Origin of the sequence: Amphritea atlantica (genome assembly GCA_024397875.1) — a bacterium.
GTDB lineage: Bacteria > Pseudomonadota > Gammaproteobacteria > Pseudomonadales > Balneatricaceae > Amphritea > Amphritea atlantica_B.
Map to the genome: position 1 here is coordinate 164,601 of CP073345.1, position 15,058 is coordinate 179,658.

Genomic DNA, 15,058 nt, shown 5'->3' on the forward strand with positions numbered 1-15,058 from the left:
GGTCATTCAGCTGATCGAGAATCGTGCCAGTAATGCCTGCTGCTGCCTGGCGACATCCAGTAACTCCTGACTACTTTCAGAAGCAACGACAGCTCCCTGAGATGTTTCCGCCGCAGCCGCGTTAATTGACACCAGCGTCTGACTCACCTCAGCCACCGCCTGGGCCTGTTCCGTAGCGGCCGTTTCAATAAAGGCATTCAGATCGCTAATATGAGACACTGCATCACTCATCGCCTGCAACACCTCCTGCGAACGACCCGCCTGCTCCACACAGTTCTGAGTTTGTTCAAAGCTCTGATTCATTACCTCCGATACACGGGTGATGGCATTCTGCATATTACCGACCATATCCTGAATATCCTGAACCGAATCCCGGGTACGACCCGCCAGACCACGCACCTCATCAGCAACCACAGCAAACCCTCTGCCCTGCTCGCCCGCACGGGCCGCCTCAATCGCCGCATTCAACGCCAACAGATTAGTTTTCTCGGCGATATCCTGAATAGTAGTCAGAATCATAACGATCTGATTACCAAACGCGGCCATCTCATTACTCACACCCATCGCCTGATCAATACCCTGCGCCTGGGTTTCGATGCTGGCAATCGTATCCAGCATCTGCTGACTCACGTCCTGACTCAGCACCTCAAACTCATGCACAGCCTTCAGGGTGGTCTTACTATGACCGGCCACTTCCGAAACGCTGTGTTCCATCTCAACAGCAGCCGAGGAAGTTTGTTCCAGCTTCATCCCCTGGGAGCTCATTGCGTCGGTGGTTTGCTGACTAACCGAGGCATTGCGGTTCGCTACACTGGACAAACGGTCAGCCCCCGAAGCAACTTTCTGCAGAATATCCCTCAGCTCTTCAACAACAGAGTTCAGGTAGCGACTCAGATCACCGAACTCATCTTCGCGCTTAACCTCAAATACGACACTCAGATCCCCCTCTTTGAAGGCACTCAGCCCTTTATGGATATGCGCCAGCGGCACCCGGATCGTCTGAACCAGAATGATTGCCACGATCAGGCCAAAGACAACCGACCCCACAGAGAGCGCCAATATGCCAACCTGACTGAAATTAACCAGCTGTTGCGCTTCATCACGGGCATTCCCGGCGAGTGCATTATTGGCTGCGATAAACGCATTCACGGCTTCACGTGCCTGAGAGATTAAGCTATCCGTTTTTTGCAGGCTTTGTTCGAGTTTAACTGCAGCCTCAGCCTTCTGCTTGTAATAATCAACCAGCCCTCCCTCTTGATAGAGATGGTTATTGACTGAGTTAATAGTACGCTTCAGCAGCTGAATATTCGGCGTTTCAGCCCCGATCTTCTTCAGAGCCCTGACCAGCTCCCCGTTATTCTCTTGCAGTAGTTTTTCCAGTTTTCCAATATCACCGGTACGCTGGAAGTCCACCAGATGAAATCGATGCATGCTGAACTGCACCATCAGATCATCCGCTCTATCCAACACATCCTGACTCACCTGATTTTCATACAGGGATTTTAGCCACAGATTAAGAGCATTACCCAGCCCCCGAAAATCGATCTCCGCCTGCCGGGTCTGAAACTCCAGAATCATCGTTTGCTTCCGGTCGGCCATCACCTTCTCGGTAACCTCAAAAAACTCATGACTGACCGTCTGAACTCTATCGACACTGGCTTTTAGCTCAGGTCGATCGGCCACCTTTTCCGACACAGCCGCCTGGGCCTCATTAAACTGAACAATCCGCTCTTTCACCGCCTTCTTTTTCTGATTAAGTTCCTTAATCCGGTTCTGAGACAGCGCTGCAAACAGTTCAGAGTTGACCTCTTCAAGATAGATTAGCTGCTGAAAACTCCCCGATAACGAGGGGATCACATTGTCGGAGACATTAAAAAAGTGATTTGAGATCGTTTTACTGCCGAGCAAACCACCAGCCCCTACAACAATGATAAACAACACCATCAAAGAGAAGCCTGCAATCAGTTTATGGGTAATATTCAGTCTCATTTTCACTCCGGCAACCATGCCTTTTAATAATATTTTTACTAATTATTTTTATAATTCAGATATCACACTTCTCTGATAGCAGAGCTGAACACAACGGCCAGGAAGCCCCTGACTGTTGTGTTAATAAAAAGATTCTCAGATAGAAAAACGTGCCAGTAGCGACTGCTGCTGACGGGCAACATCCAGAAGCGTCTGGCTGCTTTCAGCCGCAGACTCCGCGCCCCTGGTCGTCTCTGCAGCGGCACTACTGATCGAGACCAGTGTCTGACTGACTTCCGCAACGGCGTCAGTCTGTTCACTGGCGGCGGTTTCGATGAAAGCGTTAAGATCCCTGATGTGGGCAACAGCATCATTCATTGCCTTAAGTACGCCCTGCGACCGGCCCGCATGCTCAACACAGGTCTGGGTTTGCTGATAACTCTGATCCATCACTTCAGACACCCGCTGGATGGCATTCTGCATATTACCAACCATGTCTTGGATATCCTGAACCGAATCACGGGTTCGTCCGGCCAGCGCTCTCACCTCATCAGCAACCACGGCAAATCCACGCCCCTGCTCACCCGCACGGGCCGCTTCAATGGCCGCGTTCAGCGCCAGAAGGTTGGTTTTTTCTGCGATATCCTTAATGGTGGTCAGAATCATTACAATCTGATTGCCGAACGCCGCCATCTCCTGACTGACCCCCATCGCCTGATCGATCCCCCGGGCCTGATTTTCAATACTGACCACGGTCTCCTGCATCTGATGACTGACATCATGGCTGAGATTTTCAAACTCATGAACCGCATTCAGGGTCGTTTTACTGTGCCCGGCCACTTCCGAAACACTGTGTTCCATCTCTACAGCCGCAGAGGAGGTCTGCTCCAGTTGCATGCTTTGCAGGTTCATCGATTGGGTCGTCTGCTGACTGATAGTGGCATTATTGTTGGCCACAGTAGACAACCGCTCAGCACCGCTCGCAACCTGCTGGAGAATCGATTTCAGGCTTGCAACGACCTCATTGAGATAGTTACTCAGATCACCAAACTCATCCTGGCGACTGACATCAAAGTGAACACTCAGATCGCCCTCACGAACCGCACTCAACTTCTCCCGAATATGCGCCAGAGGTAAGCGAATAGTCTGCACCAGCACAACGGCGACAATTAACGCAAATATCACTGCGCCTATCGACAAACCGATGATCCACAGCCGTCCGGCAAAGACTTCCTGACTAGCCTGTTCCTGAGCCCGGTTCAGGATCTGGTTATTCTTCGCGATAAAGTCTTCAACGGCTGAACGGGTCTCGGCAATCAGCGCGTAAGTCTGTTTCAGACGCACCTCCTGCGCCTTTTCAGCTGCCTGCATCGTCCGCAGGTACGCGACCAAACCCTCGCCTCCATAGAACTGTTGCTCAAATTCGTTAAGATCGTCCAGCGCCAAACGGAAAGGACCACCTAAACGGATAATATCCTCATAACCTTCACGAATATCCCCTTTGCGAGTTGCCAGAACTTTTTCCAACCGGGAAAACGTTTTGGTACGGCTGAAGTTCATCAGGCGGGAACGAAAAATGCCGATGGTCTTAGCCAGGTCTTTACCGGCTGCCGCAATCGGGGTTCCGCTATGATCAACCTGCAGCTTACTCAGTGAAGTTGACAGCGCATTGTCGGCCTTACGCAGCTTTATATCCGCGTTGATAATATGCCGCTCATTATCGAGTATTTTCTTCTGTTCGGTCAGGACGATATCGGCCAGAGAGAAGTACTCATCAACCTGTGCGGCAACCTGATTCAATGACGCTGTCAGCACCTCATCATGCGCAACCCGTCCGGCTAACGCCTGTTGATCAGACCTGAACTGTTCCAGCTGTTGTTTGAATGATTCACGCTGCAGGTTCAACTCCCGGACCTGCCTTTGAGACAGCGCGACAAACAACTCATTATTCGCTTCCTCTAACCGGACCAGTTGACGTAAACCGTCGGTCAGAGAGGGCACAACATTCTGGGTAACGTTCTCAAACTTCTGAGAGATTAGTTGAATAGCGCCTACCCCTCCGGCACCCACGACGATAATAAAGACTACCATCAGGACAAACCCAACTATCATTTTATGGGTGATATTCAGTCTCATGTGAGCTCCGCTGGCCAAATATTATTATGTTAGTTGGCTTTAACTCCACGCTTCTACAATCCAGAGAAAAGCTGTATCAGACAATCTACCCTGTTATACGACTAAAGGCGTGTGTATATATCCCAAGGTGGGTAATAAAGCTACAAAAAAAACCCGCCAGGGCAGACCTTAGCGGGTTAGGCAAAGCTGTGTGTCTATCAGCTGCGCTGAGACAACATCACCTCGGCCCGGTCACAGGCCTGACGCACCTGATTCGGCGCAGTACCGCCAATATGATCACGAGCACTGACAGAACCGTCCAGTGTCAGCACATCAAAGACATCATCGCTGATCTGATCGGAGAACTGCTGCAGCTCCTCCAGAGTCATCTCGCCCAGATCCTTGCTCTGCTGAATACCGTAGGCAACCGCCTTGCCCACAATCTCATGCGCATCGCGGAACGGAATCCCTTTGCGTACCACATAGTCAGCCAGATCGGTCGCGGTGGAGAAACCACGCAGCGCCGCTTCACGCATATTGTCACGTTTCGCTTCAATCGCCGGAACCATATCAGCGAAGGCACGCAGGCAGCCTTTAACAGTGTCGATAGCATCGAACAACGGCTCTTTGTCTTCCTGATTGTCCTTGTTATAAGCCAGCGGCTGCGACTTCATCAGGGTCAGCAGCGACATCAGATGACCGTAAACCCGGCCACTCTTACCGCGCACCAGCTCCGGCACATCGGGGTTTTTCTTCTGCGGCATAATAGAGGAGCCGGTACAAAAGCGGTCAGGCAGATTAATGAAGTTGAACTGCGCTGAAGCCCACATCACCAGCTCTTCTGAATAGCGGGTCATATGCATCATCAGCACGCTGGACGCAGCACAGAACTCGATAGCAAAATCACGATCAGAAACGGAATCCAGAGAGTTTTCGGTCGGGGCAGTAAAGCCCAGTAACTCGGTGGTCATATGCCGGTCTATCGGATAAGTGGTCCCCGCCAGCGCAGCAGCACCCAGTGGCAGAATATTCACCCGCTTGCGACAATCCTGAAAACGCTCATAGTCCCGGCTCAACATCTCAAACCAGGCCATCAGGTGATGACCAAAGGTCACTGGCTGCGCGGTTTGCAGATGCGTAAAGCCCGGCATCACCGTCTCGGCCTCCTGACGGGCCAGGCCGACAATCCCCTGCTGCAGACGGCTGATCTCAGCCAGCACATTATCGATCTCGTCGCGCACGTAGAGACGGATATCCGTTGCCACCTGATCGTTACGGGAGCGGCCGGTGTGCAGTTTTTTACCGGTAACACCGATCTTTTTGGTCAGCGCCGCCTCGATGTTCATATGCACATCTTCCAGCGCGATCGACCATTCAAAGTTGCCGCTTTCAATGTCGGATTCAATTTCACTGAGTCCCTGCAGAATATCGGCACACTCGGCTTCGGTCAGCACGCCCACTTTGGTGAGCATCTTCGCATGCGCGACAGAGCCCCGGATATCCTGCTTATACATCCGCTGATCAAACTGAACCGACGCGGTGAAACGGGCAACGAAGGCATCCGTTGGCTCATTAAAACGGCCACCCCATTGCTGGTTGGTTTTTTCTTCACTCATGCTGAAACCTCAAATCTTTCATCCACGCCAACGGCAAGCGGATCTTGTCCTGAATCAATGGCGGGCATTATACAGCAACCAGCCCCCTTCCGGCATGCCCGATCAGCTGTTACCTGCCTGCTTATCTGTTAAAATCGGTAATTATTTTGCGTAGCTGACCGGGCAATCGCCCTCCAGGATCCTGTATGACCGATAAAGTAGTCCGTATCGCCACCCGTCAAAGCCCCCTCGCCCTGTGGCAGGCCGAGTATGTTAAAGCTGAATTAGAAAAGTTTCATCCTGGCATCAAAGTTGAGCTGATGGGGTTCACCACCAAAGGAGATGTACTGCTCGACTCTCCACTGTCGAAAATTGGCGGCAAGGGGCTTTTCGTTAAAGAGCTGGAAGTCGCGATGCTGGCGAATGAAGCCGATATCGCCGTGCACTCGATGAAAGATGTGCCGATGGAGTTTCCGGAAGGCCTGGGACTGGCGGTGATCTGTCCTCGGGAGAAGCCCACCGATGCGTTTGTCTCCAACAATTACAAAACACTGGATGAGCTGCCACAAGGTGCGGTCGTTGGCACCTCCTCACTGCGCCGTGAAGCCCAGTTGAAAGCCAGGCGTCCCGATCTGCAGATCAAAACCCTGCGCGGTAACGTCAACACCCGGTTGCGTAAGCTGGATGAAGGACAGTACGATGCCATTATACTGGCGACGGCAGGCCTGTTGCGCCTGGAGATGGCCGACCGGATCGCCAGTGAGATCACTCCCGAAGAGAGCCTGCCGGCTGGAGGTCAGGGCGCTGTCGGCATTGAGTGCCGTACTGATGATGCAACCACGATCGAGTTGCTGAAACCACTGCATGATCAGCAAACCGCATACCGTGTTACTGCGGAGCGGGCGATGAATCGTCGCCTGGAAGGCGGCTGTCAGGTGCCAATCGCCTGTTACGCCACCCTGAACAATGCCGGTGATGAGCTTTATCTTCGCGGTCTGGTTGCCAGTACCGATGGTACAAAAATTCTGCAGGATGAGCTACGCAACACACCCGAGAATGCCGAAGCGATGGGTATCGAATTGGCGGAACGCCTGCTGGATGCCGGCGCAGCAAAAATTCTGGCGGATGTATATCAGCAGAATGCCTAACCCCCGGATACTGGTCACCCGCCCCGCACATCAGGCCCCCGATCAGGCAGCCCTGCTTGCAGATCTGGGGTTTGATCCGGTGCAGTTGCCGCTGTTGGAAATCGCCCCGGTGACCGAATCCGACCCGGCTTTTCCGCTTTTGAAAAGCCGGATTATGGATCTCGATCTTTACCACACAGTAATTTTCATCAGTGCCAATGCGGTAATCGCCGGGATGGACCTGATTGATCAATACTGGCCTCAACTGCCTGTCGGTATAGAGTGGCTGGCCATTGGCCGGCAAACCGCCCTCAAACTGCATGAGTTTGGTATCAGCGCAACGCAGTCGCCCGCGGGGTATGATTCGGAAGCACTCCTCGCTCTGCCCCAGTTACAACAGATGAAAGAAAAGAAAGTACTGATTATGCGCGGCGAAGGGGGTCGGGAAACCCTGGCCGAGCAACTGAGTCAACGTGACGCCCGGGTCGATTATGCCGATCTCTACCGTCGCAGCCTGCCCCACTATACCTCCGGGCAGATCAGCAGTACTATCGGGGACACCCCCCTTGCAGCGGTGCTGGTCACCAGTGGAGAAGCGGTCAGCAACCTGACTCGATTGATCACAGACCACCGTCTCGGGGCGCTAAAACATACAACATTGGTGGTACCCAGTGAGCGAGTTGCCCGAATTGCGGACGAGTTAGGCTATACTCGGGTAATTACCGCCAGCGGGCCAGATAATCAGGCGATGGCAGAAACAGTTTTATCGACTATCGATATGGATGACAGAACATGAAAAAAAGCGGGAATAACAATCCAGCCACTTCAGACAAGCCAGAAGAAGTGATTGAGGGAGAGCTGATTAAAAAGGAGAACGGCCCCGCCGATAAACAGGAAACGACCGCAAGCAACGCAGATAAAAGTTCTGCCATTAACAGCTCTGCAGAAAAACCTGCCGATCCGAAGTCATCTGAAACACCGGTAAAAAAATCTGCGGATAAAACCCGAAAAGAGCCTCCTAAAGCGGCAGAAGCGACAGCGAAAGAAAAACCAGAATCAAAAGCCAGCTGGGCTGGCCGAATCGCCCTGCTGCTGGCCCTGATCGCCCTGGTTGGCGTCGGCTACCTTTACTGGCTGCAGCTCCAGGCGGAAAGTCTGATACAGCAAAACCAGCAAACCGCGGCGGCTGAACTCAATAGCACTCTGGAAAAAAACCAGCAACAGCTGAGTCAGCAGATCGGTTCTCTCAATCAGACATTGTCAGCCCTGCAAAGCAAATCAGCTCAGGATCAGTCCAATATCAATGAGCTGCAGGATCGCCTGACCCGCAGCATCCAGCAGGTCACCGCCGCACAGAACAGTAACCGTGCAGACTGGCTGCTGGCAGAGGTCGAATATCTGCTGCGACTGGCCAACCAGCGGGTACTGATGGAACAAACGCCGAACGGAGCACTGCAACTGCTGCGCTCTGCCGACAAAATCCTCAGGGAAACCGATGATGTCAGTATCTACGACATTCGCAAAGCCGTTGCGGCGGATATCGCGGCGCTGGAAGCGGTCCCCCAACTGGACACGGAGGGCGTTTTCCTGCGCCTGGGCGCACTGAGTGCACAGGTGGATCAGCTTCAGGTCATCCCCCTGACAGAGCAGCACAAACTGCCGGAATTGCTGGATCAGGTTAACAGTGAAGCATTCGCTTCCAGCTGGAGTAGCGACATTAAAGCAGCCTGGGCAACCCTGTCCGATAAAGCCAGTAAGCTGATCGTTATTCAGGATCGCAGCGAGCCGGTTGAGCCTCTGCTGTCACCGCAGCAAAGCTACTACTTGCAACAAAACCTGCATCTGATGCTGGAGCAGGCACAGCTGTCTCTGCTGCAGCGCAAACCGAAAAGCTACCTCAACAGCCTGACCAAGGCGCAGCAATGGGTGGGTACTTACTTTGAACAGAACCACAGCAACACTCAGGCTCTGCTAAAAGCCCTGAAAGACCTGGAACAGGTTGAAGTAGCACCGCAGATGCCGGATATATCCGGATCACTGACCGCCCTGAAGAGCTACCTCCAGGCGATGCGTAAGCTGAAAGAGGGAGCTGCCTGATGAAACGCGTATTTATCCTGCTGCTGGCATTTATGTTTGCCGGCACCTGGATCGGTCAGAAGATGATCCAGGATTCGGGTTACACCCTGTTCGCCTACGGCCAGACCACCATTGAGATGAGCTTGTGGGCCTTTCTGGTACTGATCGTCGCGCTTTTCTTTGCGCTGCACTGGGGCATCAACCTCTTCAATCGTTCGCTCAAGTCCGGTAGTCGTCTGCGCCTCTGGAGCGGCAGCCGTAAAAGCCGCATCGCTCACGACAAAACGCTCAAGGGCCTGATCGCGCTCTCTGAAGGCAACTGGTGGAAAGCCCAGCGGCTGTTATCCCTCTCAGCAGACAACGCAGACCTGCCACTGATCAACTATCTGGCAGCAGCTCATGCGGCCCAGGAACAGGGCGATGAAAAAGCCTGTGACGAACTGCTGCAGAAAGCCAGAGCCTCAACACCGGAAGCCGAGATCGCGGTCGGCATCAATCAGGCACAGACCCAACTGGCCCGCGGACAGCTGGAATCCAGCCTTGCCACCCTGCTAAGCCTGCGTAAAAAAGCACCCAAAAACACCTATGTGATAAAGCTGCTGCGCAAAGTCTATATTCAACTGAACGACTGGCAGGCGGTACAGCAACTGATTCCGGAACTACGTAAAAACAAAGCACTCAAGCCTGAAAAACTACTACAAACCGAGCAGCTCTGTTACCAGAAACTGCTGGAACTCAGTATCATTCTGCCGGATAGCGCATCGTCCGAAGAGAAGCGTAAAGCCCTGGCAGAAACCTGGCACAACATGCCCGGTCAGCTAACCCAGGATGATGTTCTGGCGCGCCACTACACCCGCCTGCTGGTGAACATCGGAGCAGAAGCCAAGGCGGAACCGGTAATCCGCGACCTGATCAAGCGCCACTGGGACAACGAGCTGGTCAACCTGTACGGCCGCATTGAGGGGGAAAATCCAAAGAAACAGCTGGATACCGCCCGCGGCTGGCTAAAAGATGATCCGCTCAACCCTGACCTGCTGCTGACGCTGGGACGCCTGTCGCAACGCAACCAGCACTGGGGCAAAGCGATCACCTACTTCGAACAAAGTCTGGAACAAAGCCCCAGAGCCGAAACCCTGAGCGAACTGGCAAGATTGCTGAAACACCTTGGCGAAACCGACAAGATGCGCGCAGTAATGGATCGGCATCTGGGGGTGATCGGCGGCGGGCTACCCTCTTTACCACTACCACAAAAAGGGGCGAAGATTGCTCCTTTATAGAGCAGCCGCTAGACGTCGCTTCGCGACTTGCTAGTTGTTAGTGGCTAGAAAAAGCGGAAAGAAAAAAGAGAAGAGAGCCATTGGCTCTCTTTTTTATGCTTTCCTGGCAAGGGCGCAGCCCGTCGAGCACTCGCAAGCAACGCGCTCTTCGTTGCGGTCTAACCACTAGCGACTAATAAGTGAATCCGCTTCTGTAATTCCGGTATCAGTTCCGCCTCAAACCATGGGTTTCGTTTCAGCCAGATGTTATTGCGTGGGCTGGGATGGGGCATAGGAAACACTGCCGGGGACTGTCCCTGACAACAATAATCCCGCCAATGGGAGACGATTTCCGTGACTGAACCCTTTTCCTGCAGATGCCAGGCCTGGGCATACTGGCCGATTACCAGTATCAGTTGCAGATTCGGTAAGCGGTCCAGTAGTTGCTGTCGCCACTGGGGGGCGCACTCTTTACGCGGCGGCAGGTCACCGGATCGGCCGGTGCCAGAAAAGCAAAACCCCATTGGCAGGATCGCCAGCTGTTTCGGATCGTAGAAGGTTTCTGCCGTGATACCCATCCATTGTCGCAAGCGCTCGCCGCTGGGGTCGTTAAAGGGGATACCCGTTTCATGCACCCGCCGACCGGGGGCCTGCGCTGCAACCAGAATCCTTGCCGCGGAATCAAACTGAAACACCGGGCGTACGCCATCGGGCAGCTGGGGCAGGCAGAGGTCGCAAGCTTTTATCCGGGCAATCAGCTGCCGATCAGATTCCATCTGCCTGTTCCTTATAAGTTGGGCTCTTTCGGGCAGACAACATAATATTACGCGGAGTCACTGAGCGATCGCAGAAGGTGCCGAGTTCAACATGATACTGATGGGCTTCCAGGTCAGCGACAAGATCCAGCACCAGCCAGAGTTCAATTGCCCGACGAAAGCTGTTGCGCAGCAGTGATAATCGCATCACTTCATGATAGCGCTGCCAGCCAAACGCCTCGAACTCATCCCATGCCATTTCGCCAGGCAGATGTAACTGTTCACGCTCGGCTAGTTTGTGGCAGAAGCCACTGAAGCTGAGTTTCAGCCAGGCTTTCTGAACCGGTTTCATCGAGCGGTACTGCTCACAACCCGACACCCGGTTTCGCAGCCCAATAAAACCGAGTTTCCAGGCCATCTCCCGATCTCGGCTGAGCACCTCCCGCTGCCCGGCGGTCACTGTTTCTGTGACCGCCAGACGCAGGTCATCCCGGCTCAGCTGAAGTGATAACCCCGCTGTTCTCGGTTGATACTGCTGTTCAACACCAAAAGCATAGCAGCAGGGCACAATATCCAGCGCTGCCAGATTCTGCTTAATGGCGACCTGTTCCAGAGTGCGGTGCAGTTCGCCGCAGGCATGCAGAGCGATCGCGTGCTGACCCGCACTGTCCAGTTGCAGCCCCGGCTGCAACAGATCAATCACCCTGAAGCGCTGAGGAATACCAAAGCACCGGGCCTGCTGCTCACCCATACGGCAAAGATCCGTGTTCCACTCCAGCGTGGTCACCGGCTGTTGCCAGCTTTTCCCCAGCAATCGCCCCAGATACCCTTTACCGCCACACCACTCTATCAGAGGGGATTGCACCGGCCCGATTCCCCGGACGAAGGCTTCGATCTGAGTACGTTTACGACCAGGAATACCATCAAAAAAGCGGTTCTCCGGGGGCGAATATTCCGCGGACAGACGCTCGGGCAATCCACATAACCGGTGCAGGCGAGACACCTGCGGCAGGTAGCGACCGATCCAGTCAGTCAGCGCTACAGGGGCATTATTGAGCACCTGCAAAGACGGATCATCCAGCGCCAGCAATGCCTCGGTCAGTTCAGGATAATCTTTACACCACTCGGGCCGCTGCTGTTTGAACGGCTGGGGGCGCCACAGGGGTGCAGTTGCACACAGCAGTTGATCAATCTGCTGCAGCCGCTGGCGCCAATATGAAGGAGGTGTTGTCATGGCGCTATTCTAATCCCCCGCCCTGATCTGATAAACCGTCATTTATCATCATGGCCTACGGATGCTGTCATCATCTGTTCATCTTTTTTAAAGGTCACTGTCATTTTCAGCCGCCATACTGCCCATAAACTGATTGCTGGATGGCGATATGCAGAATATTCACACCATGTTTATCTCAGATGTGCATCTGGGAACGCCGGATTGCCAGGCTAAACTCCTGAGTGAAGCCCTGACGAAACTCGCTCCACAAAAGCTCTATCTGGTGGGAGATATTATCGACCTGGCCGCGATGCGAAAGAAAGCGGTGCTGTCACAGGATCAGCAACTGCTGATCGGGCAGTTCTGGCAGATGGCCAAAGATGGCTGTGAGATTATCTATATTCCGGGCAACCATGATGCACCGATGCGCAAGATCTGCGGCTTAAAACTGGGTAAGCTGCAGATCCGCCGCAAAGCGATCCACAAAACCCGCGATGGCCGCCGCTTTCTGGTGTCTCATGGGGATGAGTTCGATAGTCATGTCCGCATCCATCCACTGATGCTTTTACTCGGCGATCAGGGGCATCAGTTGCTACTCTGGCTGAACCGTAGTTACAACAAACTGCGTCAGTGTCTGAATATGCCCTATCGTTCACTGGCGGCGATGATAAAGCAGCGTTTCAGTACTGCCCAGCGCTATATTCAACATTTTCAGCACGCCGCCTGTACCGAAGCCAGCCGGCAATCGCTGGATGGGTATATCGGTGGCCATATCCATCAGGCCGGCTTTACCCACCTGAAAGGCACGCTGTATTGTAACGATGGGGATTGGGTCGAGCACTGCACCGCACTGGTAGAAACCGAGAGCGGCAGACTGCAGCTACTGGAGTGGCCAACGATGAAAATCGTCAATGAGCCCGCTGCTCCGCTGCGGCTATCCGATGAACTGGTCCATATATAATCAGTGCAACTCAACAAACAGCTGAAAGTATTCGGCGAAGCTATAGTCCAGATCACGAATACGCTCAATCGTTCACTGATAAAGCATTTCGCCCTGCCTCAGTAACAGCACCCAGCCCAAGCCTGCTGCAACATCTCTAAATCATGATGATTTAGCCCGCGAGCAGCACAACGATTAATTCCATTACCACTGACTCATCGACGTCACCTGACGGATTTACCCACGCCCTTACCCCGATGGTTGCTAAACCGTAAGAATCAACCCCGCTTCGAGAGCACATCTATACCGCACTTCCCTTAGGGATCCTGGTAGTCTTCTCCTGAAATCAAAGAGATATTCACACTGGGATATCCTCCAGACTCAGCCGTAAAGACCCAGTTTAAAAACCGCTGTCTTTACAAGGACCATCTGATAGTATTGCAAATACGATTCACTATCATTTGCATTAACAATGAAAAAACTAATTCTCCTCAGCATCGTAACCGGGCTGATTATCAGCGGCTGTAACAGCAGTCAGTCTACTCCCGCTCAGCCTCTTCTCAGCAAAACAGAACTGGGTCAGCAGCTTTACTTTGATACTAATCTGTCAGCCAACCGAACCCAAAGCTGTGCCAGCTGCCATGCACCGGAAGCGGGATTTGCCGATCCCCGCGGTAATGCGGCACAGGGTGCGGTGTCCTTAGGTGACGATGGTCACTCGCTGGGCGATCGTAACGCCCCCACCGCAGCGTATGCGATGTTCAGTCCGGCCTTTCAGCTAAGCAATGAAGGGATATATAAAGGCGGCCAGTTCCATGACGGCAGGGAAAATGATCTGCAGGGGCAGGCCGGCGGACCACCCACCAACCCGATTGAGATGGGTATGCCGTCAAAAGCGGCAGTCATTGAACGGCTGAATGAGAATCCGCGCTATCGGGATAGTTTTATTGCCCTGTATGGGCAGGATATCTTTAACACGCCGGAGCAGGCCTATAGCGCCATGGCGGATAGTATCGCGGCATTTGAACGCACCGAGCTGTTTGCCCCCTTTGATTCGAAATACGACCGGTTTCTGCGCGGCGAGTATCAACTGAGTGAACAGGAGGAGCTGGGGCGGACGCTGTTTTTCTCGCAACAGTTTACCAACTGCAACCTCTGCCATCAGCTAAAAGCCAGTCCCCGGGCCGCCGGAGAGACCTTTACCAGTTACGAGTATCACAATATCGGCGTGCCGGTTAACCAGAACGCCCGGGCCGTGAATGGTGTGGCCAGCGATCATATCGATCGCGGCTTACTGGAAAACCCGGCGGTTTCAGATCCGGCTCAGGCGGGTAAGTTTAAAGTGCCGACCCTGCGCAACATTGCTGTCACCGGACCGTACATGCATAACGGTGTGTTTAAAGATCTGCGTACCGTGGTGCTGTTTTACAACAAGTACAACAGTCGCAGCAACGCCCGTCAGATCAATCCGGAAACCGGCCAGGCATGGGCAACAGCCGAAGTTGCCGCCAACCTGTCAGTTGAAGAACTGGAAACCGGTCCGGCGCTGACCGATCAGCGTGTCGATGCCCTGGTTGCGTTTATGAAGACCCTGACGGATAAACGCTACGAAGCTTTGCTGAAGTAACAGGCAAGAGGAACAACAGCCGCCGCATTGGCAAAACCGGGCGGCGGCTGAACTATCTGCTATGGTGTAATGCGACCTTTTAAAAAATACGACCTTTAAAAAAGTGGCGTTATGACTGAATACAAACCGATTCAATGTGAACTGCACGATACCTTTGAGCTGGCCTGTATGCGTAAGCTGATCGATCAGGTGATCTGGCGGGATGACAACGGTCAGCTGCACCGGGATAAGCTCCGTTTTATGAATACGGCAACCCGCAATGGCGAGGAGTTTCTCATCGCGACCAACCAGAGCGGCAAACAGTTCCGCATCCGCCTGGATCTGATTCAGTCGCTGCCGCCGCCACACTAAACTGCGCACTCAAACCAAAAAGGTCGCCTGCCAGC

12 protein-coding genes are annotated in these 15,058 nt (G+C 53.4%); 7 read left to right on the forward strand and 5 right to left on the reverse strand.

The genetic code is table 11. From position 1 onward, the window contains the following. Nucleotides 1–6: 6 nt before the first annotated feature. The 3 genes from KDX31_20365 to argH form a co-directional block, all read right to left on the reverse strand. Nucleotides 7–1,989 (reverse strand): HAMP domain-containing protein, encoded by a 1,983-nt coding sequence (locus KDX31_20365; GenBank protein UTW05478.1) that lies wholly within the window; start codon nucleotides 1,987–1,989, stop codon nucleotides 7–9. Between the two features lie 135 nt (nucleotides 1,990–2,124). Further along, complete coding sequence (locus KDX31_20370; protein ID UTW05479.1) at nucleotides 2,125–4,104, reverse strand: HAMP domain-containing protein; 1,980 nt, start codon at nucleotides 4,102–4,104, stop codon at nucleotides 2,125–2,127. A gap of 197 nt (nucleotides 4,105–4,301) precedes the next feature. Then, nucleotides 4,302–5,699 carry an argininosuccinate lyase gene (argH, locus tag KDX31_20375; GenBank protein UTW05480.1) on the reverse strand — a complete coding sequence of 466 codons (1,398 nt, stop codon included), beginning with the start codon at nucleotides 5,697–5,699 and terminating at the stop codon, nucleotides 4,302–4,304. Between the two features lie 185 nt (nucleotides 5,700–5,884). On the opposite strand from argH, the gene hemC reads away from it, so the two are divergent. The 4 genes from hemC to KDX31_20395 are packed head-to-tail and all read left to right on the forward strand — an operon-like array spanning nucleotide 5,885 to nucleotide 10,158. Beyond that, nucleotides 5,885–6,826, forward strand: a complete 942-nt coding sequence (gene hemC, locus KDX31_20380) for a hydroxymethylbilane synthase (protein UTW05481.1) — start codon at nucleotides 5,885–5,887, stop codon at nucleotides 6,824–6,826. Continuing rightward, nucleotides 6,819–7,601 carry a uroporphyrinogen-III synthase gene (locus KDX31_20385; GenBank protein UTW05733.1) on the forward strand — a complete coding sequence of 261 codons (783 nt, stop codon included), beginning with the start codon at nucleotides 6,819–6,821 and terminating at the stop codon, nucleotides 7,599–7,601. The genes hemC and KDX31_20385 overlap by 8 nt, the downstream gene beginning before the upstream one ends. After that, nucleotides 7,598–8,902, forward strand: a complete 1,305-nt coding sequence (locus tag KDX31_20390) for a uroporphyrinogen-III C-methyltransferase (GenBank protein ID UTW05482.1) — start codon at nucleotides 7,598–7,600, stop codon at nucleotides 8,900–8,902. Before KDX31_20385 ends, KDX31_20390 begins: the two co-directional genes overlap by 4 nt. Next, on the forward strand, nucleotides 8,902–10,158 hold the full coding sequence (locus KDX31_20395) for a heme biosynthesis protein HemY (GenBank protein ID UTW05483.1): 1,257 nt from the start codon (nucleotides 8,902–8,904) through the stop codon (nucleotides 10,156–10,158). Before KDX31_20390 ends, KDX31_20395 begins: the two co-directional genes overlap by 1 nt. Before the next feature lie 158 nt (nucleotides 10,159–10,316). Here KDX31_20395 and KDX31_20400 read toward each other — a convergent pair whose 3' ends face one another. Both KDX31_20400 and KDX31_20405 read right to left on the reverse strand, forming a co-directional pair. Next, complete coding sequence (locus tag KDX31_20400; GenBank protein ID UTW05484.1) at nucleotides 10,317–10,913, reverse strand: uracil-DNA glycosylase family protein; 597 nt, start codon at nucleotides 10,911–10,913, stop codon at nucleotides 10,317–10,319. Next, on the reverse strand, nucleotides 10,903–12,126 hold the full coding sequence (locus KDX31_20405; GenBank protein UTW05485.1) for a methyltransferase: 1,224 nt from the start codon (nucleotides 12,124–12,126) through the stop codon (nucleotides 10,903–10,905). The genes KDX31_20400 and KDX31_20405 overlap by 11 nt, the downstream gene beginning before the upstream one ends. 148 nt (nucleotides 12,127–12,274) lie before the next feature. Between KDX31_20405 and KDX31_20410 the strand changes: the two genes are divergently transcribed. The 3 genes from KDX31_20410 (at nucleotide 12,275) to KDX31_20420 (ending at nucleotide 15,023) form a co-directional block, all read left to right on the forward strand. Further along, a complete protein-coding gene (locus tag KDX31_20410; GenBank protein ID UTW05486.1) occupies nucleotides 12,275–13,066 on the forward strand; it encodes a UDP-2,3-diacylglucosamine diphosphatase in 792 nt (263 codons plus the stop codon). 451 nt (nucleotides 13,067–13,517) lie between these two features. Continuing rightward, the gene (locus KDX31_20415; GenBank protein UTW05487.1) at nucleotides 13,518–14,672 is read left to right on the forward strand and encodes a c-type cytochrome; all 1,155 of its coding nucleotides are present in this window, start codon (nucleotides 13,518–13,520) and stop codon (nucleotides 14,670–14,672) included. A 111-nt stretch (nucleotides 14,673–14,783) separates the two neighbouring features. After that, complete coding sequence (locus KDX31_20420) at nucleotides 14,784–15,023, forward strand: hypothetical protein (GenBank protein UTW05488.1); 240 nt, start codon at nucleotides 14,784–14,786, stop codon at nucleotides 15,021–15,023. Nucleotides 15,024–15,058: the final 35 nt, after the last annotated feature.

Bases quoted from the DNA above. Each gene is read 5' to 3' on its own strand.
- KDX31_20365 (UTW05478.1), bottom strand. From the start codon at position 1,989: ATGAGACTGAATATTACCCATAAACTGATTGCAGGCTTCTCTTTGATG.
- KDX31_20370 (UTW05479.1), bottom strand. From the start codon at position 4,104: ATGAGACTGAATATCACCCATAAAATGATAGTTGGGTTTGTCCTGATG.
- argH (UTW05480.1), bottom strand. From the start codon at position 5,699: ATGAGTGAAGAAAAAACCAACCAGCAATGGGGTGGCCGTTTTAATGAG.
- hemC (UTW05481.1), top strand. From the start codon at position 5,885: ATGACCGATAAAGTAGTCCGTATCGCCACCCGTCAAAGCCCCCTCGCC.
- KDX31_20385 (UTW05733.1), top strand. From the start codon at position 6,819: ATGCCTAACCCCCGGATACTGGTCACCCGCCCCGCACATCAGGCCCCC.
- KDX31_20390 (UTW05482.1), top strand. From the start codon at position 7,598: ATGAAAAAAAGCGGGAATAACAATCCAGCCACTTCAGACAAGCCAGAA.
- KDX31_20395 (UTW05483.1), top strand. From the start codon at position 8,902: ATGAAACGCGTATTTATCCTGCTGCTGGCATTTATGTTTGCCGGCACC.
- KDX31_20400 (UTW05484.1), bottom strand. From the start codon at position 10,913: ATGGAATCTGATCGGCAGCTGATTGCCCGGATAAAAGCTTGCGACCTC.
- KDX31_20405 (UTW05485.1), bottom strand. From the start codon at position 12,126: ATGACAACACCTCCTTCATATTGGCGCCAGCGGCTGCAGCAGATTGAT.
- KDX31_20410 (UTW05486.1), top strand. From the start codon at position 12,275: ATGCAGAATATTCACACCATGTTTATCTCAGATGTGCATCTGGGAACG.
- KDX31_20415 (UTW05487.1), top strand. From the start codon at position 13,518: ATGAAAAAACTAATTCTCCTCAGCATCGTAACCGGGCTGATTATCAGC.
- KDX31_20420 (UTW05488.1), top strand. From the start codon at position 14,784: ATGACTGAATACAAACCGATTCAATGTGAACTGCACGATACCTTTGAG.